Source organism: Paramicrobacterium agarici, from assembly GCF_002563955.1.
In the GTDB taxonomy this organism is placed as follows: domain Bacteria; phylum Actinomycetota; class Actinomycetes; order Actinomycetales; family Microbacteriaceae; genus Paramicrobacterium; species Paramicrobacterium agarici.
This window is the reverse complement of the sequence record NZ_PDJE01000001.1, coordinates 1,920,032-1,946,323: the sequence shown is the minus strand read 5'-3', so window position 1 is coordinate 1,946,323 and position 26,292 is coordinate 1,920,032. Positions and strand designations below refer to the sequence as shown.

Annotated in this window: 28 protein-coding genes; 3 read left to right on the top strand and 25 right to left on the bottom strand. The window is 65.6% G+C overall.

Annotation, left to right across the window (positions count from 1 at the left end; translation table 11 throughout):
* Positions 1 to 9: 9 nt before the first annotated feature.
* From deoC to ATJ78_RS09535, 3 genes are all read right to left on the bottom strand, one after another.
* Positions 10 to 1,002, bottom strand: a complete 993-nt coding sequence (gene deoC, locus ATJ78_RS09545; RefSeq protein WP_098407385.1) for a deoxyribose-phosphate aldolase — start codon at positions 1,000 to 1,002, stop codon at positions 10 to 12.
* Entirely contained in the window at positions 995 to 1,990 is a 996-nt protein-coding gene (locus ATJ78_RS09540; protein ID WP_098407384.1) for a sugar-binding transcriptional regulator, read from the bottom strand. Before ATJ78_RS09540 ends, deoC begins: the two co-directional genes overlap by 8 nt.
* Positions 1,991 to 2,099: 109 nt before the next feature.
* The gene (locus ATJ78_RS09535) at positions 2,100 to 3,314 is read right to left on the bottom strand and encodes an MFS transporter (protein ID WP_245836272.1); all 1,215 of its coding nucleotides are present in this window, start codon (positions 3,312 to 3,314) and stop codon (positions 2,100 to 2,102) included.
* 22 nt (positions 3,315 to 3,336) lie between these two features.
* On the opposite strand from ATJ78_RS09535, the gene ATJ78_RS09530 reads away from it, so the two are divergent.
* Positions 3,337 to 4,005 (top strand): maleylpyruvate isomerase family mycothiol-dependent enzyme, encoded by a 669-nt coding sequence (locus ATJ78_RS09530; RefSeq protein WP_169923434.1) that lies wholly within the window; start codon positions 3,337 to 3,339, stop codon positions 4,003 to 4,005.
* Here the strand turns inward: ATJ78_RS09530 and ATJ78_RS09525 are convergent, their stop codons facing one another.
* Genes ATJ78_RS09525 through truB form a run of 4 tightly spaced genes read right to left on the bottom strand, consistent with a single transcriptional unit; the run spans position 4,006 to position 6,660 of the window.
* Entirely contained in the window at positions 4,006 to 4,935 is a 930-nt protein-coding gene (locus ATJ78_RS09525) for a bifunctional riboflavin kinase/FAD synthetase (protein WP_098407382.1), read from the bottom strand.
* Complete coding sequence (locus tag ATJ78_RS09520) at positions 4,932 to 5,369, bottom strand: hypothetical protein (RefSeq protein ID WP_098407381.1); 438 nt, start codon at positions 5,367 to 5,369, stop codon at positions 4,932 to 4,934. Before ATJ78_RS09520 ends, ATJ78_RS09525 begins: the two co-directional genes overlap by 4 nt.
* Before the next feature lie 23 nt (positions 5,370 to 5,392).
* Positions 5,393 to 5,752 carry a hypothetical protein gene (locus tag ATJ78_RS09515; protein WP_098407380.1) on the bottom strand — a complete coding sequence of 120 codons (360 nt, stop codon included), beginning with the start codon at positions 5,750 to 5,752 and terminating at the stop codon, positions 5,393 to 5,395.
* Positions 5,749 to 6,660 (bottom strand): tRNA pseudouridine(55) synthase TruB, encoded by a 912-nt coding sequence (truB, locus tag ATJ78_RS09510; RefSeq protein ID WP_098407379.1) that lies wholly within the window; start codon positions 6,658 to 6,660, stop codon positions 5,749 to 5,751. Before truB ends, ATJ78_RS09515 begins: the two co-directional genes overlap by 4 nt.
* A 114-nt stretch (positions 6,661 to 6,774) precedes the next feature.
* On the opposite strand from truB, the gene ATJ78_RS09505 reads away from it, so the two are divergent.
* A complete protein-coding gene (locus ATJ78_RS09505) occupies positions 6,775 to 7,647 on the top strand; it encodes an HhH-GPD family protein (protein ID WP_211288453.1) in 873 nt (290 codons plus the stop codon).
* A gap of 1 nt (position 7,648) precedes the next feature.
* Here the strand turns inward: ATJ78_RS09505 and ATJ78_RS09500 are convergent, their stop codons facing one another.
* The 15 genes from ATJ78_RS09500 to ATJ78_RS09430 all read right to left on the bottom strand — a co-directional run bounded on the left by ATJ78_RS09500 (position 7,649) and on the right by ATJ78_RS09430 (position 22,665).
* Positions 7,649 to 8,275 carry a hypothetical protein gene (locus ATJ78_RS09500; protein ID WP_098407378.1) on the bottom strand — a complete coding sequence of 209 codons (627 nt, stop codon included), beginning with the start codon at positions 8,273 to 8,275 and terminating at the stop codon, positions 7,649 to 7,651.
* 83 nt (positions 8,276 to 8,358) lie between these two features.
* Complete coding sequence (gene rbfA, locus ATJ78_RS09495; RefSeq protein ID WP_098407377.1) at positions 8,359 to 8,802, bottom strand: 30S ribosome-binding factor RbfA; 444 nt, start codon at positions 8,800 to 8,802, stop codon at positions 8,359 to 8,361.
* A gap of 78 nt (positions 8,803 to 8,880) precedes the next feature.
* Entirely contained in the window at positions 8,881 to 11,598 is a 2,718-nt protein-coding gene (gene infB / locus ATJ78_RS09490) for a translation initiation factor IF-2 (RefSeq protein ID WP_098407376.1), read from the bottom strand.
* Between the two features lie 83 nt (positions 11,599 to 11,681).
* The gene (locus ATJ78_RS09485; RefSeq protein ID WP_098409304.1) at positions 11,682 to 11,927 is read right to left on the bottom strand and encodes a YlxR family protein; all 246 of its coding nucleotides are present in this window, start codon (positions 11,925 to 11,927) and stop codon (positions 11,682 to 11,684) included.
* A gap of 56 nt (positions 11,928 to 11,983) precedes the next feature.
* Positions 11,984 to 12,973, bottom strand: a complete 990-nt coding sequence (nusA, locus tag ATJ78_RS09480) for a transcription termination factor NusA (RefSeq protein ID WP_098407375.1) — start codon at positions 12,971 to 12,973, stop codon at positions 11,984 to 11,986.
* A 122-nt stretch (positions 12,974 to 13,095) separates the two neighbouring features.
* Entirely contained in the window at positions 13,096 to 14,868 is a 1,773-nt protein-coding gene (locus ATJ78_RS09475; RefSeq protein WP_098407374.1) for a proline--tRNA ligase, read from the bottom strand.
* Positions 14,869 to 14,942: 74 nt separating this feature from the next.
* Positions 14,943 to 15,662 carry a tetratricopeptide repeat protein gene (locus ATJ78_RS09470; protein WP_098407373.1) on the bottom strand — a complete coding sequence of 240 codons (720 nt, stop codon included), beginning with the start codon at positions 15,660 to 15,662 and terminating at the stop codon, positions 14,943 to 14,945.
* Positions 15,659 to 16,651: a vWA domain-containing protein gene (locus tag ATJ78_RS09465; protein WP_169923433.1), complete on the bottom strand. Its 993-nt coding sequence runs from the start codon at positions 16,649 to 16,651 to the stop codon at positions 15,659 to 15,661. The genes ATJ78_RS09470 and ATJ78_RS09465 overlap by 4 nt, the downstream gene beginning before the upstream one ends.
* Positions 16,648 to 17,637: a vWA domain-containing protein gene (locus ATJ78_RS09460; RefSeq protein WP_098407371.1), complete on the bottom strand. Its 990-nt coding sequence runs from the start codon at positions 17,635 to 17,637 to the stop codon at positions 16,648 to 16,650. Before ATJ78_RS09460 ends, ATJ78_RS09465 begins: the two co-directional genes overlap by 4 nt.
* A complete protein-coding gene (locus tag ATJ78_RS09455) occupies positions 17,638 to 18,090 on the bottom strand; it encodes a hypothetical protein (protein ID WP_098407370.1) in 453 nt (150 codons plus the stop codon).
* Positions 18,077 to 18,964, bottom strand: a complete 888-nt coding sequence (locus ATJ78_RS09450) for a DUF58 domain-containing protein (RefSeq protein WP_098407369.1) — start codon at positions 18,962 to 18,964, stop codon at positions 18,077 to 18,079. Before ATJ78_RS09450 ends, ATJ78_RS09455 begins: the two co-directional genes overlap by 14 nt.
* 8 nt (positions 18,965 to 18,972) lie before the next feature.
* Positions 18,973 to 19,932 (bottom strand): AAA family ATPase, encoded by a 960-nt coding sequence (locus ATJ78_RS09445; protein WP_098409303.1) that lies wholly within the window; start codon positions 19,930 to 19,932, stop codon positions 18,973 to 18,975.
* Between the two features lie 113 nt (positions 19,933 to 20,045).
* Entirely contained in the window at positions 20,046 to 21,179 is a 1,134-nt protein-coding gene (ispG, locus tag ATJ78_RS09440; RefSeq protein ID WP_098407368.1) for a flavodoxin-dependent (E)-4-hydroxy-3-methylbut-2-enyl-diphosphate synthase, read from the bottom strand.
* 71 nt (positions 21,180 to 21,250) lie between these two features.
* Positions 21,251 to 21,889: a 3-oxoacid CoA-transferase subunit B gene (locus tag ATJ78_RS09435; RefSeq protein WP_211288452.1), complete on the bottom strand. Its 639-nt coding sequence runs from the start codon at positions 21,887 to 21,889 to the stop codon at positions 21,251 to 21,253.
* Positions 21,886 to 22,665: a CoA transferase subunit A gene (locus ATJ78_RS09430; RefSeq protein ID WP_098407366.1), complete on the bottom strand. Its 780-nt coding sequence runs from the start codon at positions 22,663 to 22,665 to the stop codon at positions 21,886 to 21,888. The genes ATJ78_RS09435 and ATJ78_RS09430 overlap by 4 nt, the downstream gene beginning before the upstream one ends.
* Before the next feature lie 169 nt (positions 22,666 to 22,834).
* Here ATJ78_RS09430 and ATJ78_RS09425 point away from each other — a divergent pair, with 169 nt between their 5' ends.
* Complete coding sequence (locus ATJ78_RS09425; RefSeq protein ID WP_098407365.1) at positions 22,835 to 24,019, top strand: acetyl-CoA C-acetyltransferase; 1,185 nt, start codon at positions 22,835 to 22,837, stop codon at positions 24,017 to 24,019.
* Between the two features lie 48 nt (positions 24,020 to 24,067).
* On the opposite strand, the gene ATJ78_RS09420 is transcribed toward ATJ78_RS09425, so the two are convergent.
* From ATJ78_RS09420 to ATJ78_RS09410, 3 genes are all read right to left on the bottom strand, one after another.
* Positions 24,068 to 24,382 carry an SHOCT domain-containing protein gene (locus tag ATJ78_RS09420; protein WP_245836271.1) on the bottom strand — a complete coding sequence of 105 codons (315 nt, stop codon included), beginning with the start codon at positions 24,380 to 24,382 and terminating at the stop codon, positions 24,068 to 24,070.
* A gap of 99 nt (positions 24,383 to 24,481) precedes the next feature.
* Entirely contained in the window at positions 24,482 to 25,141 is a 660-nt protein-coding gene (locus tag ATJ78_RS09415) for a response regulator (protein WP_098407364.1), read from the bottom strand.
* Entirely contained in the window at positions 25,138 to 26,271 is a 1,134-nt protein-coding gene (locus ATJ78_RS09410; RefSeq protein WP_098407363.1) for a sensor histidine kinase, read from the bottom strand. Before ATJ78_RS09410 ends, ATJ78_RS09415 begins: the two co-directional genes overlap by 4 nt.
* Positions 26,272 to 26,292: the final 21 nt, after the last annotated feature.

Genomic DNA, 26,292 nt, shown 5'->3' with positions numbered 1-26,292 from the left:
CTTTCCGAGTCAATCGATCGTGACGTAGTCGGGACCGGAGTAATGACCCGTCGCAAGTTTCTGCCGTTGCAGCAGCACGTCGTTCAGCAGGCTCGACGCACCGAATCGGAACAGATCGGGCGTCAGCCATTCCTCGCCGCAGGTCTCCGCGACCGTCACGAGAAACTTGATGGCATCTTTCGATGTGCGAATGCCGCCCGCGGGCTTCACGCCGACCTTCTCACCCGTCAGCCGGTGCCAATCGCGCACGACTTCGAGCATCAGAAGCGTCACGGGAAGCGTCGCCGCGGGAGACACCTTGCCCGTCGACGTCTTGATGAAGTCCGCTCCCGCGAGAATCGCGAGCCAGGAGGCGCGGCGAACATTGTCGTAGGTGTTCAGCTCGCCGGTTTCGAGGATGACCTTGAGGTGCGCGAATGAACCGTCGTCTCGGCGGCACGCGCGCTTGACAGCGACGATCTCGTCAAAGACCTGCGAGTATCGTCCGCTCAGAAAGGCACCTCGGTCAATGACCATGTCGATCTCATCGGCTCCGGCTGAAACCGCATCCGCTGTATCGGCCAGCTTGACCCGCAGCGAGGCTCGCCCTGACGGAAATGCAGTGGCGACCGCTGCGACGTTGACCGTCGCGTGCGCGGCTCCGAGCGCCTCGATCGCGACACCGACCATGTCACCGTAGACGCACACAGCGGCGGGACGGGGGCAATCGGGGTGTGTGGCGTCGGGAACGAGCGCCTTGCCCACGAGCGATCGGACCTTGCCCGGGGTGTCTGCACCTTCAAGCGTCGTCAGGTCGATCATCGAGATGATGGTGTCGATCGCCCGCGCTTTCGAGGTTGTCTTGATCGAACGCGTTCCAAGTGAGGCAGCGCGCTGTTCGAGACCGACGGCGTCCACGCCGGGGATTCCCTCGAGGTAACGTCGAAGGCTCGCGTCGTTGACGGGGCCGTCGAAAAGCTCGAGCGCGCGCGTACGCGGCGCGACCGCGGTTTCGTCAGTCATGGCTGTCCTTGTCGTTTCGGGATTGATCGATCGTCTCGCTGAGGAGGTCTCGGGCCGTCGCTTCGTCGGTCACGAGCGCTGAGCAGAGACCGTTTCTGACAATGGCACGGGTCACGGGGTGTTTGGATTCGCCAGAGACAACGAGGATCGCGGTCTGCGCCTCGCGCAGCGCGGTCAGGCCGAGGCCGAGCGTCCGCTGATCGAGCGACGGGTCAACGATCATTCCCTCGGCGTTGATGTACCGGCCCCACACGTCGCCGACGGCCCCGCGGCGCACGAGTTCGTCCATATCGCCCGTTGAGAGATATCCGCTCTGAATGTGCGCGGAGCTGTGATCGGCAGGACCGGCGCTGAACAGGTACGCTGCCGCGTCGGCTGCTTCGTCGAGAACCGCTGCAACAGTACGGTCGTTCTCGATGCTGGTCTTCGTCTCGACGCGCTCGAGAATCGCCGGACTCGGGAGCAGCGTCGCCTCGCCCGATGCTTTTCGTGCGATCTCAACGGCCGTCGCCGCCGCCGTTCCTGCGCGCTGGTTCACGCTCACGCCGCCGTTGACCTGCACGACGTTCACTCCGATCGCCCAGTGCTCATTCAGAACGTTCGCGACGTCGTGCAGCGTTCGTCCCCAGCTGATGCCGAGCGTGCGCGGCACGGGACGGAGCGCCGCGAGGTAGTCTGCAGCACCTTGTGCGACTCGCTCACGGAGTTCGGCATCGCTTCGCGCCCCGGCGACCGGCACGACGACAGCATCCGTGAGCCCGTGCTGCTCTCGCAGCTGGCGCTCGAGTGAGAGCTTGCGCGCCCTCGGATGCACGATCTCGATGCGAATGTAGCCGTTCTCTCGAGCCGCGGCGAGCAGACGCCCGACCTTCCAGCGGGTGAGCCCGAGAATCGCGCCTACTTCGTCTTGAGTCTTTCCTTCGTCGTAGTAGAGCTCGGCCGCACGGATCGAGAGGAGCTCGTCGTCGGCTGTGTCAGTACGGGGCATAGCGGTCTCCTCCCGCATTCAGCGTAGACAGCACACGTGCTCACATCAACACTCGTAGCCACTCATGCTCATATGAGCACAGCGACGGCGGCTGCTGCGCGTTCGCTGGCTAGGCGGCAGTCTCGTCGTCGATCATGCGGCGCGCGCCGATGACGCGCCCGGCCCACAGAGTGGGAAGCGCCACCAGTCCGAGAACGATCAGCGGCAGCGTCCACCCGCCGCTCAGCTCATGCAGCGCCCCGACGAGCAGTGGAAAAGCCGCCGCGATGATGTAGCCGCTCCCCTGCACGAACCCGCTGACCGCGATGACCGTCTGCTGCGTGCGAGAGCGCAGATTGATCAGAGTGAGCGCGAGCGGAAAGAGCAGGGGGCCAGAGCCGAGCAGCGACACCCAGAGCCACGTGACGGCGTGCGGTGCGGTGAGGAGCCCGATCACGCCAGCGAGAATGAACACCGCTCCAAGCCACACGAGAACCGCCGGACGTTTCACACGGGTTGCCAGCGGCGGCATGACGATCGCCGCGGGCAGGCCGAAGAAGCCGAAGAGGCTCAGAAGCGCTCCCCCCGCCGCGGGACTGACATCGGCGACGTCCGTGAGAATCTGCGGAAGCCACGCGAACGACGTGTAAGCAACAGATGACGATGCCGCGAACGTCAGTGTCAGCGCCCACGCAGTCCGGGAACGCGCGATTCTCTTGGCCGCACGGTCTTTCAGCTCTGCGATGCCCGGATCGCCGCGCACGGCCCGGCGATTGAGCACGCTCTGCACACCCCACGGCACGATGGCGAACACGACGAGCAGTCCCCACATGCCGAGCGAGAACTGCCACGACACCGCGCGGGCCATCGGCACGGCGACGAGCGGCGGCACGAAGGTGGCGATGGACATGACCGTCGTGTACACGGCCGTCATCTGGCCGATGCGATCCGAGAAATACTTCTTGACGATGGCCGGGACAATGACGTTTCCCGCTCCGATCGCGGCAAAACAGAGGATGCTGCCGAACAGCAGCGAGCCGAAGCTCCACGCGAACCCGCGCAGAAGATGTCCCGCGAGCATGACGGCGAGAGCGCCCACGAGCAGTTCTTCAAGAGCGAATCGCCGCGCGAGCGATGGCGTGATCAGCCCGAACACCGCAAAGCAGAGGGGCGGGAGCATTCCCAGGAGTCCGAGACCGAAAGCGCCCCCCTGCAGCTCGGCATCAATGACGTCGTACACAGGCGACAGCGCCGCAACGGCAGTACGAAGGTTCACCGTGAACAGCACGAGACCGATGAGCGCCAGCGATCTGCCCGACCACAGATTCCGATGCTCACCCGACACCAAATCAGCTTACTCTGGAGACATGACCACTCGAGACACGGACGAGGCAGTCGGGCGCGCTCTCACCGTCGTACGAGACGGCCTCGCGTCATTGACCGACGAGCAGTGGCGCGCCCCATCGCTGTGCACGGGATGGAGTGTCAAGGATGCCGCGTCCCACCTCTTGTGGCGCGTCTCGGCGCCGACTCGCGTCATGTTCGAAGACATCGCGATGGCGAGCCTCGCGGGACGGCACCTGAATCCGGCGAACGCGATGGCGGACATTGCCCGGTCACTCGCGCAGAAGCGGACGACGGGAGAGCTCGTCGACGATCTCACCCTCGCCTCGCGGCGGTTCAGCACGGGCGACCAGCACGGCTCGTCGGCGAGACTGCTCGAGACGATCGTTCACGGATACGATGCCGCGCATCCGGTGGGCCTTCGATTGCGTTTCGACGACGAGTCGACGCTCGTCGTCGCGAACCTCGCGCGTCACACTGCCGCACGAGACGTCCGAACGCTCCTGCGGCACCGCGTTCTGACAGCATCCGATGCCGGCTGGTCCGTCGGGCGAGGTGATCAGCAGATCGACGGAACCGCCGAGAGCATCATCCTCTACCTCGCGGGGCGACGGTCGATCGATCCGTCGACGCGACCCGTGCGCGTGGTCGCTCCCCTCAAGCCCGGCTCACCGTCACCGGGTTTTGCCTGATCAGCTGAGGATCGTGCGCGCTCTCGCGACGTCGTCGCGCATCTGGGCGATGAGCGGTTCGATGCCGTCGAACGCGACCATTCCGCGAATGCGCTCGACGAAATCGACGTCGACGACACGATCATAGAGATCGCGTTCTTGATCGAGCAAGTGCGCCTCGACCTGACGCTGCGCGACACCGTCGAACGTGGGATTGTTGCCTACGGACACTGCGGCGGCATGCCAGTCGCCGTCGACAAACATTCGGCCGGCATACACGCCGTCGGCGGGGATCAGTCCTTGTACGTCGGGAGAGAGATTCGCCGTCGGGAAGCCCAGCTCTCGACCGCGCTTGGCGCCGTGCACGACCACTCCGCGCACAGAGTGCGGCCTGCCGAGGAGCTTCGCAGCCGTCGCGACGTCGCCGGACGTCAGAAGTTCGCGCACCCACGTCGACGACACGCGGCGGTCTCCGAACGGTGCGACGTCGGAGATGCTCAACACGTCGAATCCGTGGCTCGGAGCCATCGTGCGCAGCAGCTCGACGTCACCGCGCCCTTTGTGCCCGAACCGGAAGTCCTCGCCGACGAAGACAGCCTCGGTGTGCAACGCAGCCACGAGCAGCTCGCTCACGAACTCCTCGGCCGGCTGAGCAGAGCGTTCGGCGTCGAACCTCAGCACGAGACACGCGTCGACACCGGTGCCGGCAAGAAGATCGAGCTTCTGCTCGAGGCTGACGAGCGGGTCTGGGCAGACCTGCGGCGCGACCACCGAGAGCGGATTGCGATCGAACGTCACGACGACACTCGCCAGATGACGTTCGGCGGCGATCTCCCGCAGCTGCGCGACGATCGCGCGGTGACCCGCATGCACTCCATCGAACTTGCCGATCGTCACGGCGCTCGGCCCGAAATCTGCCGGAACCTCGTCTGGGCCGTGGAAGATGATCATCGTGCGTCCTCCTCACGCGGCCGGGATCGCAGCCAGATCATTCCGAGTACGGGCAGGACAAGCGGAATGAACAGATATCCGCGTCCGAAGACGCTCCATACGGTGTCGTGCGGAAACCACGCCGGCTCGACAAGACTGAGCGTGCCGATCACGAGCACGCCGATCAGTTCGAACGTGATCGTCGCCCACGCGACTCTGTGCCACACGGGCGACCGCTTGACGAGCGCAATGGTGGCAACGATGTAGACGACGGCGGAGAGCGCCGAGAGCACATAGGCCAGAGGCGCCTCAGAGAACTTCGATGCGATCTGCACGAAGGACCTGCCTGTCGCGGCGAGGGCGAGGACAGCGTAGACAGCGACAAGGGCTCGCCCGACGCCGGGCATGGCCGTGCGGCGCGTGCCGTGCGTAAGGCTCGTGGAGGAGGGAGACATGACCTGTCGATTCTACCCGCGGTTCAGGAGCCCCAGATCTGCTGCATTCGATACACCATGATGGCGACCGTGAGGCACCCGGCACCGAGAATCACCGTCGCCCAGCGGGACCTGTCGATGAGCGCCCAGAAGGCGGCCGCCGGAGGTATCAGCAGGGCACTCACGAGATAGGTGTAGAACTCGAGAAGACTGCCCGACGATGAGTTGCCCACGGCCGGCGCGACGAGAGCTGTGACAAGTTGCGCGATCAACAGAATCTCGATGAGAGCAACAGCACCCATAGTCAGGTCGTTGGGCACACGACCCGCGAGCCCGAGGACGATGCAGAGCACGGCGGCGAGACCGGCAACGGCCACCTGCACGACGGTGAAGCCGAGGATCATAACGGGTTCCGCTCGTCATCGGGGAAGTTCACGAGGCTGCGGGCCGTGCTGCCACGAACCTCGACCAGACCGATCAGCCGGTTGTGCTGCGCGATCGCCGCAATCGGGCCATCAGCAGCTGGAAAACCCTCTGGATCGATACGCTGACCGTGCCCGAGGGCGCGAGCGCGCGCGTCGTCGAGGTTCACGGTCGGAAACAGCGATCGCGCGGCGTCGGCGGGCGCGATGATGCGATCGGCGACCACGAGGCCGTCAAGCGCTGCGGCATCCCTCACCGAGAACGGTCCGATCCTCGTGCGCCGCAAGCGGGTGAGGTGACCTCCGACGCCGAGTGCCGCGCCGATGTCGCGCGCGAGCGCTCGAACGTAGGTTCCGCTCGAGCAGGCGACGCGCACGTCGACGTCGACGTGCTCGTTCGTGCGACGCAGCGCATCGAGTTCGAATTCGGAGACCGTTACCTGGCGCGCCGCGAGCTCGACATGCTCTCCGGCACGGGCGCGAGCGTAGGCGCGTTTACCGTCGACCTTGATCGCGCTCACCGTCGACGGGACCTGCTCGATCTCCCCTGTGAGCTCACGCATCCGCTGCTCGATGCTGCGCTGATCGACGCCGCGAAGGTCGTCCGCTGACGCGGCTGCCGACAGCTCGCCCTCGGCGTCGTCGGTCGAGCTCGATTGCCCAAGGCGAATCGTCGCGGTGTACTCCTTGTCGCACCCGACGACATAGGTGAGCAAGCGTGTCGATGACTCGAGACCGAGAATGAGCAATCCCGTCGCCATCGGGTCGAGCGTCCCCGCGTGGCCGACCTTGCGAGTACCGGCAAGCCGCCTGGTGCGAGCGACAACGTCATGGCTCGTGTGTCCTGCTGGTTTGTCAATGAGAAGCAGCCCGCTGGGGGACGTTGCCATCAGCGCTCTCCCTCCCTGGTCCGATCGAGGGTTGCGCGTGACGGAGGCGCCGTCCGCACCAGCTGAGCGCGGGCAGTTGTCATGCATTCGAGCCTACCCGCATAGGCTGGAGCGGTGACACAGCATCCTCTCGCCTCTCGCGTCAACGCGTGGTATCGCGAGAACGCCCGCGATCTGCCGTGGAGACGCGAGGGGTTCGGCGCCTGGGGCATACTCGTGAGCGAGTTCATGCTGCAGCAGACCCCGGTGGTGCGAGTGATACCGCGTCTCGAACGCTGGCTCAAGCGATGGCCGACGCCGGGGGATCTCGCGGCAGAGCCGCCGGGTGAGGCCGTGCGCGAGTGGGCGAACCTCGGCTACCCGCGACGGGCGCTCTGGCTTCACCGCGCAGCTGAGCAGATCACCGAGATTCACGCGGGAACGGTGCCCTCGGAGGTCGACGACCTGCTCTCGCTCACGGGTGTCGGGGACTACACGGCGCGAGCTGTCGCTGTCTTCGCCTGGGGCGCGCGGCACCCTGTCGTCGACACCAATACCCGACGAGTCATCGCTCGCGCCGTACACGGTTCTGGCGAGCCCGCTCCCCCATCTGCCACCCGCGACCTCGCCGACATGTCTGCCCTGCTTCCGTATGATGACGGCGAAGCACGTGTCTTCAACGCCGCGGCGATGGAACTCGGCGCCGTCATCTGCACGGCACGGGCCCCGCGCTGCGCTGAGTGCCCGATTCGTCTGCAGTGCCGGTGGTTTGCGGAGGGACGGCCCGCGTATACGGGACCCCGCAAGCCTGTGCAGAAGCGATATGAGGGAAGCGATCGTCACGTACGGGGGCTCATCATGGCGGAGTTGCGTGCGTCTGACGTTCCCGTCACGAGCGCGGAGATCGGCAGGGTGTGGAGCGACGACGATCGGCGTGACCGCGCACTTGCCGGTCTGCTCGCCGATGGGCTCGCTGTCGCTCGCGACGGCGGCTACGCCCTGCCGTGAATCAGGCGCACGGCTCGTACGACGGCACCTCTCCCGTCGTCACGGAGATCTGCCAGATCGTGTCGGCGCCTTCCCCGGTTGTAAAGATGATTCCTCCGCCGTCGGCCTGAACGTAATACATCGAGCGACCGGGAACACCCGTATCGTCGAGCTCTCGCGCATCCGCGTACGCGCTCGTGAGCTCGTCGACGGTCGCTCCGAGACCGATTCCCTTCTCGGTCATCGGTCCGTCCTCCGCTGCACGGGTCGTGTCGGGAGAGACCGAGATCGAGATCTCGGAGAGCGTGCTCGCCGGGTCGAATTCGGATGCTTTCGCCCACATCGTCACGTCGGGGCTGCCAGGCACGTCGATCTGAGCGACGCCCTCGCACAGTTCGGTGACCTCGGCGTCAGGGGTCGTCAGCGCGTCGGCATACCGCATCCCTATTTCGAAGGGGCCGATCGCCGACTCGCCGATCGCCCAGTCCCCGTTCGCCGGTGTTTCCTGTGACGGCGCTGTCGTCTGCGTTTCTCCCGTGTGCGGTGTCGTCTCCGGTGCCGCGCGTGTGCACGCGGTCAGCGCAAGCACAACTGCCGATGCCGCCGCAGCGCACAGGACTCCGCGTCTGATTCTCGAACCCGCGAGCATGTGTTCCCCCATCCCCCGTGCGGCCATTGTAGGTTCGCGCCGGCCGTCGGGCGGCGAATCGTTATCGACTCTCCAGGGGGCGATCAGCTCTGGTCGTCGTCCTCGTCGTCTCGAGGCTTGACGTAGGGATCTTCGTCTCCCGCATAGGCGGAGGATGCCGCGAGATCGGCGACGCGTGTGTCGCGTTCCCGCGCTTCGCGAAGCAGATCCTCGATGTGCTGGGCATTCTCGGGGATCGCGTCGGCGATGAACTCCAAGCTCGGAGTGATGCGGGCCGTGATGTTGCGTCCGACTTCGCTGCGCAGCATCCCCTTGGCCGCTTCCAGCGCCTTGCCGGAGTCTGCGCGCTCGTCGTCGGTTCCGTACACCGTGTAGAAGATGCTCGCGTGCTGCAGGTCTCCCGTCACGCGCACGTCGGTGATCGTGACGAAACCGAGTCGGGGATCGCGCAGCCCCTTGTCGAGGCGCGTCGCGATGATCTGCTTGATCCTGTCGGCAAGTCGTCGTGCCCTCGGGTTCTCGCCCATGGTGCTCTCCTTGTGTTGTGAGCAACGCGGCCCGGCCGGACAGTGTCCGCGCCGGGCCGCCTCGCTCGATCCTGACGGTTAGGCGCGAGGCTTCTCGACCAGCTCCGTGGTCTCGATCTCATCGCCGATCTGGATGTCGTTGAACTTGCCCAGTCCGATTCCGGCTTCGAAGTCGGTGCGCACCTCGGTGACATCGTCCTTGAACCGGCGGAGCGACTCGATGGCGAGCCCGTCGGCCAGTACGACTCCGTCGCGGATAACGCGCGCCTTCGCGTTGCGCGTGATCGTTCCCGAACGGACGATGACTCCGGCGATGTTGCCGAACTTCGAGGAGCGGAACACCTCGCGGATCTCGGCGACACCCGACTGAACCTCTTCGTACTCCGGCTTGAGGAGTCCCTTGAGGCTCGACTCGACATCTTCGAGCGCGTTGTAGATGACCGAGTAGAACCGGATGTCCACACCCTCGCGGGCTGCACGATCGCGAGCCTTCGCATCGGGACGCACGTTGAAGCCGAGGATGATTGCGTCGTCGATCGTCGCCAGGTTGACGTCGGATTCTGTAATGGCTCCGACACCGCGGTGGATGATGCGCAGCTGAACGCTCTCGTCGACCTCGATCTTGAGCAGCGACTCCTCGAGCGCCTCGACGGCACCGGAGACGTCACCCTTGATAATGAGGTTGAGCGACTCGACCTTGCCCTCTTCGAGAGCGCGGGTGAAGTCCTCAAGGCTGATCCGCTTGCGCGCCTTCGCCAGCTGGGCATTGCGCTCCGCCGCCTCACGCTTCTCAGCGATCTGGCGAGCTGTGCGGTCCTCCTCCGTCACGAGGAACGTGTCGCCGGCGCGCGGGACAGTCGAGAGGCCCTGTACCTGTACGGGGCGCGAGGGACCGGCCTCGTCGAGGCTGGCACCCGTCTCGTCGATCATGGCGCGGACGCGACCGTACGCAGTGCCTGCGACGATGGCGTCACCGATGTGCAGGGTTCCCGACTGGATCAGCACGGTTGCAACCGAGCCGCGGCCCTTGTCGAGCTTCGCCTCGATCGCGACACCTCGAGCGATCTTGTCCGGGTTGGCCCGCAGGTCAAGTCCGGCGTCGGCCGTCAGAAGCACGGCGTCGAGCAGGTCCTGGATGCCGATGTTGTTTCGCGCCGACACGTCGACGAACATCACATCGCCGCCGTATTCCTCGGCGACCAGATCGTACTCGGTGAGCTGCTGGCGCACCTTCTGCGGGTTTGCCTCTTCCTTATCGATCTTGTTCACGGCCACGACGATCGGCACATTCGCTGCCTTCGCGTGGTTCAGCGCCTCGATCGTCTGCGGCATGATGCCGTCGTCGGCCGCGACCACGAGGATGGCGATGTCGGTCACCTGGGCGCCTCGAGCACGCATCGCCGTGAAGGCTTCGTGACCCGGAGTGTCGATGAAGGTGATGGCGCGTTCAGCGCCTTCGTGCTCGGTGTGAACCTGGTAGGCACCGATGTGCTGCGTGATGCCGCCGGCTTCTCCCTCGACGACGTTCGCGTGACGCATGGCGTCGAGCAAGCGCGTCTTACCGTGGTCGACGTGTCCCATGACGGTGACCACCGGGGGCCGCGGCATGAGGTCTTCATCGTCTTCGGCATCGAGTTCAGCGTCAAGATCGATATCGAAGCCCTCGAGAAGCTCGCGGTCCTCGTCTTCGGGCGAGACCATCTGGATCTTGTAGCCGAGCTCGTCGCCGAGGATCTCGAACGTTCCCTCGTCGAGCGACTCGGTTGCCGTCGCCATCTCACCAAGGTGGAACAGCACGGTCACGAGATCGCCGGGACTCGCATCGATCTTGTCGGCGAAGTCACCGATCGAGGCACCGCGACGCAGGCGAAGCACAGTGTTTCCGTCGCCACGAGGAACGTTCACGCCGCCGATCGACGGCGCCTGCCTCATTTCGAATTCTTGCCTCTTCGCCCGCTTCGACTTGCGGGACTTGGCACGACCGCCACCGCGACCGAATGCTCCAGCGGTACCGCCACCGCGACCGCGGCCGCCGCCTGGGCGACCGCCGAAGCCGCCACCCGGGCGCTGGAAGCTACCGGGAGCACCTCCACCCGGACGCTGGAAGCCGCCGCCACCGCCGCCGCCTGGGCGCTGGAAACCGCCCTGGCGCGGACCGCCACCGCCGCCGCCGGGACGACCACGACCGGCTCCGCCGGGACGCGGGGCGCCCGGGCGAGGCGCGCCGGGGCGGGGAGCCTGGGGCTTGGGAGGACGCGGAATGTTCGCAGGAGTCGGGCGCTGGCCCATGCCCTGCGAACTCGAGTACGGGTTGTTGCCCGGACGCGGCGCACCCTGCGGGCGCTGACCCATGCCCTGGGCGCTTGAATACGGGTTGTTGCCCGGGCGCGGCGCGCCCTGCGAACGTCCCTGACCCGGCTTGGGTGCAGGACCGGGTCGCGGAGCAGACGTCTTCTCGCCGCCGGGCGCCGGGGTGTCAGACACGCCGTCGTCGGGAGCCGACGCTGCCGGCGCCTCCTTCTCGGCCTTCTCTGACGTATCAGCCTTCGGAGCCTTCGGAGCCGGCTTTCCCGGCTTTGCGGGCGACGCCGACTTTCCGGAGTCCTTCTTCTCGTCTGCCGCGGGCTTCGCACCGTCAGCCTCAAGGGCCGCACGAAGCTTGCGTGCAACCGGAGGTTCGATGCTCGACGAGGGTCCCTTCACGAATTCGCCCAGTTCTTTGAGCTTCGCGAGGGCAACCTTGCTGTCTACCGAGAACTCAGATGCGATCTCGTGTACGCGTGGTTTTGCAGCCACTTCTCTCCTGTCTGGGCCTGCCCAGACAGGGCAGACCGTTAGTTACGGACGGGTCTCATTTCGAGCCGCTCATTAGTTGTCCATTAGCCATTCAGCCTGTTCTCTAGTGTTTGCGTGTCCAGTGCCGAACTCACGCGAAGTGCTCGCCCGAAGGCTCGTCTCTTCAACGCCTGCTCGCAACACGCGACGGTCGGATGCAGCCACGCCCCTCTGCCGGGAAGCGACGCCATCTCATCGACAACGAGCTCGGAATCCCGGGCAACGACCCTCAACAAAGAAGACCGGTCGGCGCGCATACGGCATCCGATGCACGTTCTCACGGGTTCCATCTTACACTCCCCGCGCGGTCGCCCGACCAGCTGACACTCATGCTGGCCAGCGGCGATCACTCGTCGTCGAGAATCGAATCCGGCTGAATATCGATCTTCGCGCCCGTGAGCTTTGCGGCGAGCCGCGCGTTCTGCCCTTCCTTGCCGATGGCGAGGGACAGCTGGTAATCGGGCACAAGAGCGCGAACGGCCTTGGTCTCGGCGTCGAGCACGAACGACGATGACACGCGCGCGGGCGAGAGAGCGTTCGCGACGAACGTCGGCAGGTCGCTCGAGTAGTCGACAATGTCGATCTTCTCGTCGCCGAGCTCTTCGGTCACGGCGCGAACGCGACGGCCGAGCTCGCCGATGCAGGCTCCCTTTGCGTTGATCGTCGGGTCCTTGGCCAGCACCGCGATCTTCGTGCGGTGTCCCGCTTCGCGAGCGAGCGACACGATCTCGACGAGTCCCGACGCGATCTCCGGAACCTCAAGAACGAACAGCTTCTTGACGAGCGCCGGGTGCGTACGCGAAACCGTGATCTGCGGACCTTTGAGCCCCTTCGCAACGCTCGTCACGTATACGCGGATGCGGCGTCCGTGCGCGTAGTCCTCACCGGGCACCTGCTCTTCAGGCGGGAGGACCGCCTCGACGGCGCCGAGGTCGACGTGGATCATTCTCGGGTTCGGCCCCTGCTGCACGACTCCCGCAACGATGTCGCCCTCGCGCCCCTTGAACTCGCCGAGGACAGCGTCATCGGCGATGTCGCGCAGCCGCTGGTTGATCACTTGCTTGGCAGCGAACGCGGCGATCCGGCCGAAGTCTTCTGGCATCGTCTCGGACTCGCCGATGAGATTGCCGTCTTCGTCGCGTTCGGGAATCAGCACCGACACGTGCCCGGTCTTGCGGTCGAGCTCGACGCGGCCGACGGCGTCTTCATTGCCGTGCTGCGCCTCGTTCTTGAGGTAGGCGGTCAGAATGGCCTGCTCGATGATGTGGATCAGTTCATCGAAGGGGATCTCTTTCTCCCGCTCCATCAACTTCAACACGCTCAGATCGATGTCCACCAGAGAGCCTCCCTATTCAGATGTGGCACGGGCTGAAGGTGCGGCGCCCGGCCGAACTCTAAGGCTACCCGACGGTGGCGTTATTCGTCACCTCACCGTGCGCAGGGCGCACGACGGGTGCCTCAGCGACGGGCGGCGATGCGAGAAGCGACCTCCGCGATCGGCACCTGGGTTCGCTCCCCGGACCGACGGTCCCACAGCTCGACGAGCCCGTCGGCGACGCCGCGCCCGGCGATGACGATCGCGGGAACCCCGATGAGCTCGGCGTCGCCGAACTTCACCCCGGGCGACACCTTCGGGCGGTCATCGTAGAGAACGTCGAGCGCGGCATCCTCGAGCTCTGCCGCAATGCCTGCCGCGGCATCGAAGACCGCCGCGTCTTTGCCCGTCGCGACGATGTGCACGTCGAACGGCGCGATCTCGGCGGGCCAGCAGAGCCCCTTCTCGTCGTTGTTGAGCTCGGCGATGAGCGCAAGGGCTCGCGTGATGCCGATTCCGTACGACCCCATGGTGACGGTGACGAGCTTGCCGTTCTCGTCGAGAACCTGGAGTCCGAGAGCCTCGGCGTACTTGCGGCCGAGCTGGAAGACGTGCCCGATCTCAGTTCCGCGATCGATCTGCACGGGGCCCGAGCCATCGGGCGCAGGGTCGCCCGCTTCGATGTTCGCCGCCTCGATGACCGCGTCAGCCGTGAAGTCACGTCCGGCGACGAGGCCGAGCACGTGCTGCTCCGAAGCGTTGGCGCCGGTCACCCACGCCGTGCCCTCGACGATGCGCGGATCGGCGAAATAGCGGATGCGGCTCGTCGATGCCTCGCCCAGAACCGCGCCCTCGGCAGACCACGGACCGATGTATCCGCGCACGAGCGCGGGATGCGCTGCAAAATCCTCGTCGGTCGCTGCTTCGACGTCGCTCGGCGCAAATGCCACCTCGACGCGCTTCATGTCGACATCGCGGTCGCCCGGTACCGCGACGACGACGAGTTCGCGCGTGCCGTCGAGGTGCTTGAGGGCGAGCACGACGTTCTTGAGCGTGTCAGACGCATTCCACTCGCGGCCGTCGTCTCTCGGGTGCTCAGCATTCAGAAGATCGACGAGTGTGGCGATCGTCGGCGTATTCGGAGAGTCGAAGACCAGGGCCGCAGGCTGGCCGTCGACAGGCAGCGGTTCGGCGCGAGGCGTCTCATACGCCTCGACGTTCGCCGCGTACCCGCCCGCGGTGCGCACGAAAGTGTCTTCGCCCACAACAGTCGGATGCAGGAACTCTTCGCTCTTCGACCCGCCCATCGCTCCGGCGTCGGCCTTCACGATGACGTAGTCGAGGCCGAGCCGTGTGAAGATCCGTTCGTAGGCGTCGCGCTGTCGCTCATAGCTCGCGTCGAGGCCCTCATCCGATGCGTCGAACGAGTACGCATCCTTCATGGTGAACTCGCGGCCGCGCAGAAGCCCCGCGCGCGGGCGCGCCTCGTCGCGGTATTTGTCCTGAATCTGGTAGATGGTCAGCGGCAGATCCTTGTACGACGAGTAAAGATCCTTCACGAGCAGCGTGAACGCCTCTTCGTGCGTCGGTGCCAAGAGCATATCGGCACCCTTGCGATCCGCGAGCCGGAACAGGTTCTCCCCGTACTCCTCCCAGCGCCCGGATACCTCGTATGGCTCTCGAGGCATGAGAGCGGGAAAGTGCACTTCGAAGGCGCCAGCTGCGTCCATCTCCTCACGCACGATCTTCTCGATGCGCGCCTTGACGCGGAGACCGAGCGGAAGCCACGCGAAGATTCCCGGTGCCTGGCGGCGAATGTACCCTGCCCGGACAAGAAGCCGGTGACTGGCGACCTCCGCGTCTGCGGGATCTTCTCTGAGCGTGCGGACGAAGTAGTTTGATAGACGCGTTACCACGACACCATGCTACTCGGGCGATCGTGCTTCCCCGAACGTGCGAAAGCCGCGCATGCTGCAGCCCGCCGCGCCCGTCACCACGGCTTGTCCGTGCCGCCTCCTCCGGAGCCCCGGCGATCCGCGTCGCCGTCCTGCTTCTCGCGCTCGGCGTCTTTGCCCCTCTCGTTCAGATCGTCGAGGGGATTGTCGCCGTCTGACTCGTCGCCACCGGAATCGGAATCGTCGTCACCCGCGCCACCGTCGTTCTGGTCATCGCTCGAGTCCGAACCCTGATTGAGCTTCTCTTCAATGCGCTCCGTGGCCTTCTTGAGCTCTTCGTCGGCCTTCGACTCCTGCGGCTGGTCACACCCTTCGCCGGCTCCCTGCTCAATCACGGCAAGAGCCGTCTCCCACATGCGCGTCGCACCTTCGGCAGAGCCCGCCGCGGCGTACGCGTCGCCCTGCTGCTCCCACGCGCGCGAGAGGTTCACCCTGATCTCACACGTCTTTCCCTCTGGGGCGCGCACAAGGGCCTCGGACAGGTCCTTCGTCGCGGCGGGAAAGTCTCCGGCAGCTGCCGACGCCGTCCCGCGGTTGAACAGGGCGATCCACGACTCGAAGGCATTCCACAGCATGAGTCCGTCGTACGCCTCGGCGGCAGACTCGTATTCTTCGCTCGCGTAATCACGAGATCCGTCGTCCGCCAAGACCCCGAGGCTCACGAGCTTGGCCGCGAAAACGAGCGCGACGAGAACGAGCGGTAGCGTGATCAGCACGAGCCGCGTGCGAACGCGGCGCGGTCCTCGCGTGCTCATGAGCGGCCCTCCCTTCGCGTGCGCAGCCGGCGCAGATCTGTGATGAGACCCGCGAGCTCCACGAGCAGCAGGAGTCCGAAGGGTATCGCCAGAACCCAGTACAGTTCGGGTTCAGGGGCTGGATCCTGGTTGGGGTCAGTCTGCGGAACGACCGAGATGCCGGATGCTGCGTCGTCGACGCTCGTCGAGGCGTCACGGTGCAGGTATTCGACGCCCAGCTGCTCGGCGATCGTCTGGAGTGCGCCTTCGTCGATGCTCGAGATCGCCGGTTCGCCTGTCGAGGGATCGATGATGTACTCCCGATCGCCCTCCGCGTCGAGACCGCCGTTCTCCAGCATCCGTCCGCCGTCTTCCGTGCCGTAGCCGAGCACTGCTCCCCCGTCGACGTACTCGGCGATCGACGCGAATGACTCGGGCTGCTCGTCTGCCGTCTGCTCGCCGTCGCCCAGGTAGTAGAGAATCGTCGTGTGGCCGGGTTCCGCGGCAGCGAGCGTCTCTTCGAGGTGGGCCAGCGGCGCCGAAATGCTGCTGCCAGACGAATACTCCGTGATCTCCTGCGTCATGGCGTCGACGGTCTGCTCGATCGCACCGCCGTCGGTGGTCAGCGGAACTCGCTCGACCGTCGCGGCGTCGAAGGTCGTGACAGAGAATCGGGCGCCGACAAGCCGGTCCGTCAGCTCTGCGACGTCGGCGCGCACACCCTCGAGCCTCGGCCGGTCATCTGCCCAGTCTTCTGCCGCCATGCTGCTCGTGGTGTCGATGACGAAGTACACGTCGACGTTGCTTCCGACAGCATCCACGGGCCTGCCATCGTTCACGACGGGCCGCAGCATCATAGCGCCGAGAAGAACGACGAGTAGCGTGCGCGAGATCCAGCGAATCCGAACGCGCGAGGAGGGTGCGAGAACCGCCTGAACGACCGTGAACAGCGCCAGCGCCGCGAACACGACGAGCATCAGCAATCCGGGCATGACGGGGTGGAAGGTCATCGTCTCAACCTCCATCCGAGAGCCAGCAGCGCCAGAATCGCGCAGAAGGCGATCCACAGAAAGACATCGGGCTTGTCCGAGCGCACGACGTACGAGGGGGCGTCCATCGCCGAGGCCTCTTGCTCTTGAATCGAGTGCACGATCTCGGGCACGGCCTGCGGATCGCTCAGGGCGAAGTACTCGCCGCCGGTCATCTCGACAGCATCCTTGAGTTCGGCCGCGAGCTCTTCAATGTAATTCTGCGCGGTGGAGTCCCCCGGATTGAGCCCGTAGACCACCACCCCGTTGTCTTTCGCGTATTGCCCGGCCTGCGGAAGAGAGACGAGCTGCTTGCCCGCGACGAAGTTGTCTGTCGCGAAGATGATCGACCGCGACCGGTCATCGTCGAGGTTGTCAAAGCGCATTGTGCACGAGGCTAGACCGTCTCCGATGAGCGATGATCCGTCTCCCAGAAGCGTGCCGTCCGTATAGGCGTAGTCGGTGTTCGGGTCCTCCATGTTGTCGCGGAGGGTGATCATCTGATCGGCGACGTAGTCGTAGTCGGTCGTCAGAGGAAAGTACGTCACGGCCGACGCGTTGAAGATGGTCAGCCCGATGCGCTCGCCCTCGAATTCGTCGACGAGCTCGATGAAGGTGTCGAGAATCGCCACGTCGTAGTCCGTCATGGAGCCCGAGGTGTCGAGGCACAGCACGATGTCGCGATTGTGCACCTCTGGCGTCACCGTGCGCACGGTGACAATGCGAGAGGTGAGAGCGGCGGATGCTGCGACAGCAACGGCCGTCACCGCGATAGCGATGCCGAGGCCGACGCGCAGACGCGCTCGTGCCGTGCGAAACCCGGGAAGCTCCGTGACCCGGTCGAGGTGGGCGACCCGCACCGCTGACGACGCGGAGCGGCGCCGCGAACGGATGAGCAGCGCGACGAGGACGGTCACGACGACCGCTGCCGCCCAGGCCAGCGGTGCCCATGCGTTGAGCATCTCCATCTAGCGCACCACCTCTCGCGCGCGCTGCAGCGATGGCGCGAGGTCGCCCGAGGGAGCGGCGCCGAACTCGAACGGGTAGTACGATGCGACGGCATGGGCAATGTGCGCGTGGTTGCCTTCGGTGAGGTCCGAGAGCGTCATGGTCGAAAAGCTCGTTCCCGACCGCTCCTCGCCGAAGAGCCGTACCAGCACGCTGAGTTTGAGATGCGCCTCCCTGAGCGAGAGCTCCCCCGATGCGTTGGCAGACTCGATCTCATCGATCAGTCGAAGGTAATGCTGAACGATCTCTTCTGGCGCGCGCTTCACGACGGGACGGCGCTGGGGCGCGCGCGCTCGTGGGTAGAACCAGACGGCGATGTACCAGAGCAGCACGAGAGCGACGATGCCGCACGCGATCCACAGCCACATGGGGTGGTAGCCCACGGGGTCGTAGTAGCCGTTATCGCCGACCATGATTGTGCCTCTCGAGCAACCGGAAGATCCCAGAGACGGCGTCATCCGCGCCCGCGATGCGCACGCCCGTGATGCCGAGGGACTCCAGCTCATCGATCGTCGCCGTCTCGGCCTGCGTCACGGCGCGTGTGAACTCGCGGAGGAGCGACGTGTTTCGCTTCACGAAATCGGGAAGCTGTTCTCCGTCGGCGATGTCGATGACGGCATCGCCCTGCCAGCTCGGGTCTAGTGGGTTGGCGTCGGCGATGCTGACCCACAGAAGTTCGTGCTGGGCGCGGAGTCGCCGCAGCATCCGTGATCTGTCTGGGTCGATGGGCTCGTCGTCGCTGATGATGACGAGGATGCTGCGCCTGCGCGTTCTGCGTGCGACGTACGTGAGAAGCCTGGTGAGGTCGCTGCGACCGGCGTCGGCGACAGCGCGCGCCTGAATGCGACCGAGGACCTGCTCGACGTGCGACTCGGTTCCCGCTCCCCGCATGGAATGCACGCCATCGGCGTCTCCGCACACCAGTGAGACATGATCGCCGTGCCGATGTGCCAGGTAGCCGAGGATTCCCGCCACGAGAACGGCCGTCTCGCGCTTCGGCTCACCGGACGCTCCGATCGCCGCCATGTTGCGCCCCGTGTCCACGACAAAGGTGACAAGGTGCTTGCGCATCGCGACGTAGAGTCGCGTGTAGGGCGTGCCGTTTCGCGCCGTGGCCTTCCAGTCGATGTCGCGCACCTCGTCGCCGGGCACATACGGCCGCAGCTCTTCGAACTCGTGGCTCTTGCCGTGCATCACCGAGGCGTATTCGCCGTCGAGAACACCTCGGACCCGCCTGTGCGCGCGGATCGACAGCTTCGATTTCACACGGTAGAGCAGTCCCGTCATGGATCAGCTCACGGAACCCGCACGGTGGCGAAGCAGGCGTCGATGACCGTCTCGGGGCTGACGCCGTCAGCATCCGCCTCGAAGTTGAGGATCATGCGGTGCCTGAGCACGTGGTGCCTGAATGCCTTGACGTCGTCGGGAATCACGTGGTCGCGCCCGTTCAGAACGGCGAGGGCTCGTGCCGCGGAGGCGAAGGCGATACTCGCACGCGGACTCGCGCCGTACTCCACGTAGCGCGCGAGCGACTCGGGCAGGTACTGGCTCGCGTGACGGGTGACGTACACCGCCTGCACGATGTAGTTGAGCACGGCGGGGTCCAGATAGACGCGCCTGGTGAGCTGCTGGAGGTAGTTCACGTCGTCGAGCGTGACGTGGGCGTTCGACTCGTCGTCGTAGACGCCTGCTCCCACGCGGCGCACGATCTCCGCCTCGTCGGCGATCGACGGGTAGCCGAGCACATCCTTGATCAGGAACCTGTCGAGCTGCGCTTCCGGGAGATGGTAGGTTCCCTCCTGCTCGATCGGGTTCTGCGTCGCGAGCACGAGGAAGGGGCGAGGAAGCTCGTGAATCTCACCGCCGATCGACGTCTGGCGTTCCTGCATGGCCTCGAGCATGGCCGACTGCGTCTTGGCGCTTGCCCGGTTGATCTCGTCGAGCAGCACGAAGTTCGCGTGGATGGGCCCGAGCTGTGTAAAGAACGCGCGAGCGCCAGGGTCGTAGACCTGCGTTCCGACGATGTCGGAGGGCAGCAGGTCGGGCGTGCACTGAATGCGCTGAAACTTCGCCTGCACAGCGTCCGCGATCGCCTCGGCCGCCGTCGTCTTCGCAAGTCCGGGAACGCTTTCGAGAAGCACGTGACCGCCGGTCATCAGCGCGACGAGCAGGCTCGTTCGAAGCCCGGATTGGCCCACGACCTTCGTGCTGTAGGAACGCACGATGGTCTCGAGGATGCGGCCTGCGCGCTCCATTTCGTTCGGAGTCAGAGCGGCGTCCTGGGACTGATTCACGTGCGTTTTCTCCCGATGGTGTGCGTGCAGTGCGGCACTCAGTGTATCCGCGCAGACTGGACGAACAATGCGGTTCAGCCGACCGAGACGACCGGGGTTCCCGACGCGCTCTCCGAGGCAGGCAGCTCTGCAGCGATACGGTTGGCCTCGGCAATGAGAGTTTCGACGATCTCGGCCTCCGGCACCGTCTTGATGACCTCGCCCTTGACGAAGATCTGTCCCTTGCCATTGCCCGAGGCGACACCGAGGTCGGCCTCACGCGCTTCACCTGGTCCGTTGACAACACACCCCATCACGGCGACGCGCAGCGGAACCGACATGCCCTCGAGCCCTGCCGTGACCTCGTCGGCGAGGCTGTACACATCGACCTGCGCACGACCGCAACTCGGGCACGAGACGATCTCGAGCTTGCGCTCGCGCAGATTGAGCGATTGCAGAATCTGGAGCCCGACTTTCACCTCTTCGACGGGCGGCGCGCTGAGCGACACGCGGATCGTGTCGCCGATGCCTTCAGAGAGCAGGATGCCGAAGGCCGTCGCGCTCTTGATCGTTCCCTGAAACGCGGGGCCCGCCTCGGTCACGCCCAGATGCAGGGGCCAGTCGCCGCGCTCGGCAAGCAGGCGATATGCCTTCACCATCACGATCGGATCGTTGTGCTTCACTGAGATCTTGAAGTCATGGAAGTCGTGCTCTTCGAACAGGCTCGCCTCCCATACGGCGCTCTCGACGAGTGCTTCGGGGGTCGGACGTCCGTACTTCTCGAGCAGCCGCTTGTCGAGCGATCCGGCATTCACGCCGATGCGCAGCGAGACTCCCGCTGCGCGTGCGCGCGCGGCGATCTCACCCACCTGGTCGTCGAACTTGCGGATGTTCCCGGGGTTGACGCGCACGGCGGCGCAGCCCGCGTCGATGGCCGCGTACACATAGTTCGGCTGAAAATGAATATCGGCAATGACGGGAATCTGGCTCTTCTGCGCAATTGCCGGCAGGGCCTCCGCATCTTCGCGAGTGGGCACGGCAACGCGGACGATGTCGCAGCCCGCTGCCGTAAGCTCGGCGATCTGCTGCAACGTCGCGTTGATGTTCGTCGTCGGCGTCGTCGTCATCGACTGCACGCTCACGGGCGCGTTGCCGCCCACGAGCACCTTGCCCACCGCAATCTGCCGCGACGCGCGACGGGGAGCAAGAGTTTCGGGGACGTTCGGCATACCGAGATTCACTGCTGGCACGCGACAATCCTACGGCCTTCGATGTCGGCGCCCGCTGAGAGCGGGCGCGCTCACTGCAGAGCGACGGTGAGCGGCGGCTCCGTTGCCGCGATCACGTCGTCGACCGACACTCCCGGAGCGGTCCCGACGAGCGTCAGCCCCTGCTCTGACACGTCGATGACGGCGAGATCCGTGATGATCCTGTCGACGACGCCGCGGCCCGTGAGCGGAAGCGAGCATTCGTTGACGATCTTCGGGCTGCCGTCCTTCGCCGTGTGCGTCATCAGCACGATCACCCGCTGGGCTCCGTGCACGAGGTCCATTCCTCCGCCTGGTCCCTTGACCATCTTTCCCGGGATCATCCAGTTCGCCAGGTCACCCGTGCCCGACACCTGCATGGCTCCCAAAATCGCGGCGTCGATCTTGCCGCCGCGGATCATCGCAAAGCTGAGCGCAGAATCGAAGAACGCCGTGCCCGGAAGGGTGGTGACCGTCTCTTTGCCTGCGTTGATGAGGTCGGGGTCGACGGCGTCCTCGGCTGGGTAGGGGCCGACGCCGAGAATGCCGTTCTCTGACTGCAGTGTCACGGTGACACCCTGCGGAACGTAGTTCGGCACGAGCGTCGGCAGGCCGATCCCGAGATTGACGTACGATCCGTCCGTGAGTTCGCGCGCTGCGCGAGCCGCCATCTCTGTACGGGTCAAGCTCATGATGCGGCTCCTTCCGCCTCGCGAACGGTTCGTCGCTCGACGCGCTTCTCGATGTCGTAGCCGACCTCCACGATCCGGTGCACGAAGACTCCGGGCAGGTGTACGGCATCGGGATCGATCTCACCCGGCTCGACGAGCTGCTCGACTTGCGCAACGCAGATTCTGCCCGCCATCGCCGCAAGCGGTGAGAAGTTGCGAGCTGATTTGTTGAAGACGAGGTTTCCGTGCCGGTCCCCGCGCAGCGCATGCACGAACGAGAAGTCCGTCGTGATGGCCTCTTCGAGAACGAACGGCTTCATCACGCCGTCGACCGAAAATTCGCGGGTGCCCTTCGCTGTCGACGCCTCGGCGACGCTGCCGTCCGGGTTGTAGCGGCGAGGCAGGCCCCCTTCTGCCATCTGAGTGCCGACGCCCGTCTGCGTGTAGAAGGCGGCGATTCCTGCCCCACCCGCTCTCAGCTTCTCGGCAAGAGTTCCCTGCGGGGTCAGGTTGACGGTGAGTTCGCCCGACAGATACTGCCGCTCGAACTCCTTGTTCTCCCCCACATACGACGACGTCATGGTGCTGATGCGGCGCGCACCCAGCAGGAGTCCGAGCCCCCAGTCGTCGACTCCGCAGTTGTTGCTGACGACAGACAGGTTTGCGCTGCCGACGTCGAGCAGGGCCTCGATGAGCGCCATCGGATTGCCGCACAGGCCGAATCCTCCGACGGCCAATGACGCGCCATCGGGAACGTCCGCGACAGCATCCCTCGCTGTTGCGACGGTTTTGTCCATGGTCAAGAGAGCACCTCCGTTGCTGCACCTCGATCCGCTGCATTGTGTGCCGTGCGGATCACCTTCGCCCACCAATCTACTGTCAATCGCTCGTGCCTCGGTAGATCGACGTGCGTCGTGCGAAGCTAGACGTGGCTGAACATCCACCAGTGACAAAGGGGTCATCTTCATGACACAGAAAGAAGTCGTCATTCTCGGCGGCGCCCGCACGCCGTTCACAAGACTGCTCGGTGCCCTCGCCTCGTTCTCGGCCGTCGATCTCGGAACGTCCGCGATCGCTGGCGCACTGCACTCGAGCGACGTCCAGGCCGCTGACGTCGAGCACGTCATCATGGGGCAAGTGCTTCAGGCCGGCGCCGGACAGAATCCCGCGAGGCAGTCGGCGATCGCCGCGGGCATCGGCTGGCAGGTTCCGACGGTGACGGTCAACAAGGTGTGCCTCTCGGGGCTCGTCGCCATCACCGACGCCGCTCGGCTCATTCGCTCAGGGGAGGCATCGGTCGTGGTCGCCGGCGGGCAGGAGTCGATGACGAATGCTCCGCACGTGCTCCCCGGCTCGCGCAAGGGTTTCAAATACGGCGAGACGCAGCTACTCGACGTCGCAGCACACGATGGTCTGACCGACGCCTTCGACCACGTGTCGATGGGCATCTCGACAGAGCGCCACAATCAGCCGCTCGGCATCTCGCGAGAGGAGCAGGATGCTGTCGCAGCCGAGTCGCACGTGCGCGCCGCCGCAGCCGCGCGCGACGGCGTGTTCGATGACGAGATCGTCGCCGTCCAGGTGCCTGGGCGCAAGGGAGACGTCACCGTCGTCGACGCCGACGAGGGTGTGCGCGCCGACTCGACGCCCGAGACTCTCTCGAAACTGCGCCCGGCGTTCGACAGCGAGGGCACGATCACGGCCGGAAACTCGTCGCCGCTCAGCGACGGGGCCGCAGCCGTCGTGGTCGCCGATCGGGAGTGGGCTGAGGAGCGAGGACTCGAGTGGCTCGCTGTGCTGCGCTCCCCCGGTCAGGTTGCCGGACCCGACACGTCGCTGCACTCGCAGCCGTCTCGCGCGATCGAGCATGCACTGTCGCGCGAAGGCTGGGACACCGGCGACCTCGATGTCGTCGAGATCAACGAGGCGTTTGCCGCTGTCGGCATCCAGTCGATGCGCGATTTGTCGCTGTCCGCCGACGTCGTGAACATTCATGGAGGCGCGATCGCGATCGGTCACCCGATCGGGGCGTCGGGAGCGCGGCTCGCGCTGCACGCCGCCCTCGAGCTCAGCAGGCGAGGCACTGGTCGTGCCGCGGTTTCGCTGTGCGGCGGAGGCGGTCAGGGCGAAGCGCTTCTGCTCGAACGCTGACACGAGGATGCTGTCGGCCGACGAGCGTCGTCCGACAGCATCCCGTGGCTAGTCGCCGGTGTTCGCGCGCAGCACTTCGAGCCGGGCGCGGTACTCGGCCTCGTCGATGTCGCCGTTCGCGTACCGTTGTGCGAGCGTCTTCTCAGCGGCGTGACGTGGTGAGTGCTGAGCCTTCCAGTTCTGCATGGCGTCGCGACGGCGGCGGAACACGAACGTGAACAGCAGAGCGAAGACGGCGATCCAGAACAGCGGAATCAGGAGGAACCACCAGCCGGGGCCGTCGCCGCCCGCAAAGGGGCCATGCGCGGCGAGTGATGTGATGACGGGTGAGATGAGCATCGTGAACCTAACTGTGTCAATCACCGGTTCGGTGTGAGCCGGTGATTCCAGCGTCGTCGGATCGGGTTCACGGCACATCCGCCGACGGAAGACACCTGGCGTACTCCGCGCAGAGCATGCCGGTCAGAGCGCACCCGGATGCACGAGGCCCGTCTCGTAGGCGACGATCACGAGCTGCACGCGATCCCGGGCACCCAGCTTGCCGAGCACCCGGGAGACATGCGTCTTCGCGGTGAGCGGGCTGAGAAACAGCCTTGCCGCGATCTCATCGTTCGTCAGACCCTCGCCGACGAGAGCGAGAACCTCGCGCTCGCGTTCGGTCAGCACATCGAGCGAGTGGTGTTGTGGGGGTCGGATGCTGCCCGCAACTCGCTCGAGCAGGCGCTTCGTCACGGTGGGCGACAGCAGCGCATCGCCTCGAGCGGCCACCCTCACCGAGCGGATGAGTTCGACGGGCTCGGTGTCTTTCACGAGAAAGCCGCTCGCCCCGGCGGCGATCGCCCTCGCGACATATTCGTCGAGCTCGAACGTCGTCACGATGACGATGCGACAGTCGGCGAGCGCAGCGTCGGCGACAAGCTGCTCCGTCGCCCACAGTCCGTCGCCTGACGGCATCCTGATGTCCATGAGAATGACGTCGGGGCGTGTCTGCCTCGCGAGTGCGACGATCTCCTCGCCCGTTGCCGCTTCACCGACGACCTCGACGTCCGGTTCCGCAGCGAGCAGCGAGCGGAATCCTGCGCGGATCAGCTGCTGGTCGTCGGCGATCGCGACACGGATCATCGTGGCTCCCTTCCGAGGGGAAGAATAGCGGTCACCGTCGTCCCCCACGCACCCGTCTCGAGTCGTAGCTCTCCGCCGAGAAGCTCAGCCCTCTCGCGCATGCCGAGAACGCCGTTTCCGCTTTCACGGGCGCCGCCGCGTCCGTCGTCGGCGATGCGCACAACCAGACTGTCTGCCGTCGTGTCCAGCGAAACGCGAGCGTGCGATGCATGCGCATGCCTGACGATGTTCGTCAGGGCCTCCTGCACGATGCGGTAGGCGGCCTGCTGCACGGCCTCGGGAACGGAGCCGAGGTCGGGATGCTGAAACACGACGTCGACGGCGGTGACAGCGTCTACGAGTTCTCGAATCTGGTCGATGCCTGGCGCGGGCGTGAGCGGCGCGTCTTCTCCCCGCAGAATGCCGAGCACGCCGCGCACCTCGTCGAGCGCATGTTTGCTCGTCGCCTTGATGTGTTCCAGAGCGCTGCGTGCCTGCTCCGGCTGCGCGTCCATGAGGTGCAGGCCGACTCCCGCCTGCACCGAGATCTGCGAGAGGGAATGGGCGAGCACGTCGTGCAGCTCGCGGGCGATCCTCACGCGTTCCTCGCGTTCGGCCCGCGCTCTCTGCTCGCGAATGCGCTGCCAGCGCTCGCGTGCTCGCTGACGCCGGCGGCGGATCGTCTCTCCCATGAGAATGAGCACCGCCACGCCGAGTGTGGTTGCGACGATGCGGCCGGGGTGCCAATCCAGTCCGGCCGAGGCGCCCAGCAGCAGGACGATGCTCCAGCCCGCGACCAGTGCGGTGTAGACCCAGAGCCGTGCGCCGCGAATGAGCCCGAGCACGACCCCGAAGACCAGGGCGAAAGGGGGCGGTTGCGGACCGGGCGCGAGCAGGATGTCAGCTGCGGCTGCGGCGATCGTGAGCGCGGCCACGGGACCGGGGAACCTGCGTGCGACGATGAGCGCTGCCGGGCCGATCACGGCAACGACGATGGCGAGCGCCCACGCTCCTGCGTCGGGGCTCGTCCGCGACAGCGCCCAGAATGTGCCGCCAAGCTGCACGATGAGCGACAGCACGACGGGCAGCCAGGTGCGCAGCGTTGGCGGCATCCGGAATCGACCGGGCTCCATGCTGCTCGTCGTGGGCATACTGCGAGCTTACGCACGCGC

Excerpts from the sequence above, each read along its gene's own strand:
- ATJ78_RS09450 (WP_098407369.1), bottom strand. The coding sequence starts at position 18,964 with ATGACGGGACTGCTCTACCGTGTGAAATCGAAGCTGTCGATCCGCGCG.
- ATJ78_RS09415 (WP_098407364.1), bottom strand. The coding sequence starts at position 25,141 with ATGATCCGTGTCGCGATCGCCGACGACCAGCAGCTGATCCGCGCAGGA.
- ATJ78_RS09455 (WP_098407370.1), bottom strand. The coding sequence starts at position 18,090 with ATGGTCGGCGATAACGGCTACTACGACCCCGTGGGCTACCACCCCATG.
- ATJ78_RS09520 (WP_098407381.1), bottom strand. The coding sequence starts at position 5,369 with ATGTCTCCCTCCTCCACGAGCCTTACGCACGGCACGCGCCGCACGGCC.
- ATJ78_RS09540 (WP_098407384.1), bottom strand. The coding sequence starts at position 1,990 with ATGCCCCGTACTGACACAGCCGACGACGAGCTCCTCTCGATCCGTGCG.
- truB (WP_098407379.1), bottom strand. The coding sequence starts at position 6,660 with ATGGCAACGTCCCCCAGCGGGCTGCTTCTCATTGACAAACCAGCAGGA.
- ATJ78_RS09525 (WP_098407382.1), bottom strand. The coding sequence starts at position 4,935 with ATGATCATCTTCCACGGCCCAGACGAGGTTCCGGCAGATTTCGGGCCG.
- ATJ78_RS09500 (WP_098407378.1), bottom strand. The coding sequence starts at position 8,275 with ATGCTCGCGGGTTCGAGAATCAGACGCGGAGTCCTGTGCGCTGCGGCG.
- ATJ78_RS09530 (WP_169923434.1), top strand. The coding sequence starts at position 3,337 with ATGACCACTCGAGACACGGACGAGGCAGTCGGGCGCGCTCTCACCGTC.
- rbfA (WP_098407377.1), bottom strand. The coding sequence starts at position 8,802 with ATGGGCGAGAACCCGAGGGCACGACGACTTGCCGACAGGATCAAGCAG.
- deoC (WP_098407385.1), bottom strand. The coding sequence starts at position 1,002 with ATGACTGACGAAACCGCGGTCGCGCCGCGTACGCGCGCGCTCGAGCTT.
- ATJ78_RS09485 (WP_098409304.1), bottom strand. The coding sequence starts at position 11,927 with ATGGAACCCGTGAGAACGTGCATCGGATGCCGTATGCGCGCCGACCGG.
- ATJ78_RS09410 (WP_098407363.1), bottom strand. The coding sequence starts at position 26,271 with ATGCCCACGACGAGCAGCATGGAGCCCGGTCGATTCCGGATGCCGCCA.
- ispG (WP_098407368.1), bottom strand. The coding sequence starts at position 21,179 with ATGCCGAACGTCCCCGAAACTCTTGCTCCCCGTCGCGCGTCGCGGCAG.
- ATJ78_RS09425 (WP_098407365.1), top strand. The coding sequence starts at position 22,835 with ATGACACAGAAAGAAGTCGTCATTCTCGGCGGCGCCCGCACGCCGTTC.
- ATJ78_RS09435 (WP_211288452.1), bottom strand. The coding sequence starts at position 21,889 with ATGAGCTTGACCCGTACAGAGATGGCGGCTCGCGCAGCGCGCGAACTC.
- ATJ78_RS09460 (WP_098407371.1), bottom strand. The coding sequence starts at position 17,637 with ATGGAGATGCTCAACGCATGGGCACCGCTGGCCTGGGCGGCAGCGGTC.
- ATJ78_RS09445 (WP_098409303.1), bottom strand. The coding sequence starts at position 19,932 with ATGGAGCGCGCAGGCCGCATCCTCGAGACCATCGTGCGTTCCTACAGC.
- ATJ78_RS09470 (WP_098407373.1), bottom strand. The coding sequence starts at position 15,662 with ATGAGCACGCGAGGACCGCGCCGCGTTCGCACGCGGCTCGTGCTGATC.
- ATJ78_RS09515 (WP_098407380.1), bottom strand. The coding sequence starts at position 5,752 with ATGATCCTCGGCTTCACCGTCGTGCAGGTGGCCGTTGCCGGTCTCGCC.
- ATJ78_RS09430 (WP_098407366.1), bottom strand. The coding sequence starts at position 22,665 with ATGGACAAAACCGTCGCAACAGCGAGGGATGCTGTCGCGGACGTTCCC.
- ATJ78_RS09465 (WP_169923433.1), bottom strand. The coding sequence starts at position 16,651 with ATGACCTTCCACCCCGTCATGCCCGGATTGCTGATGCTCGTCGTGTTC.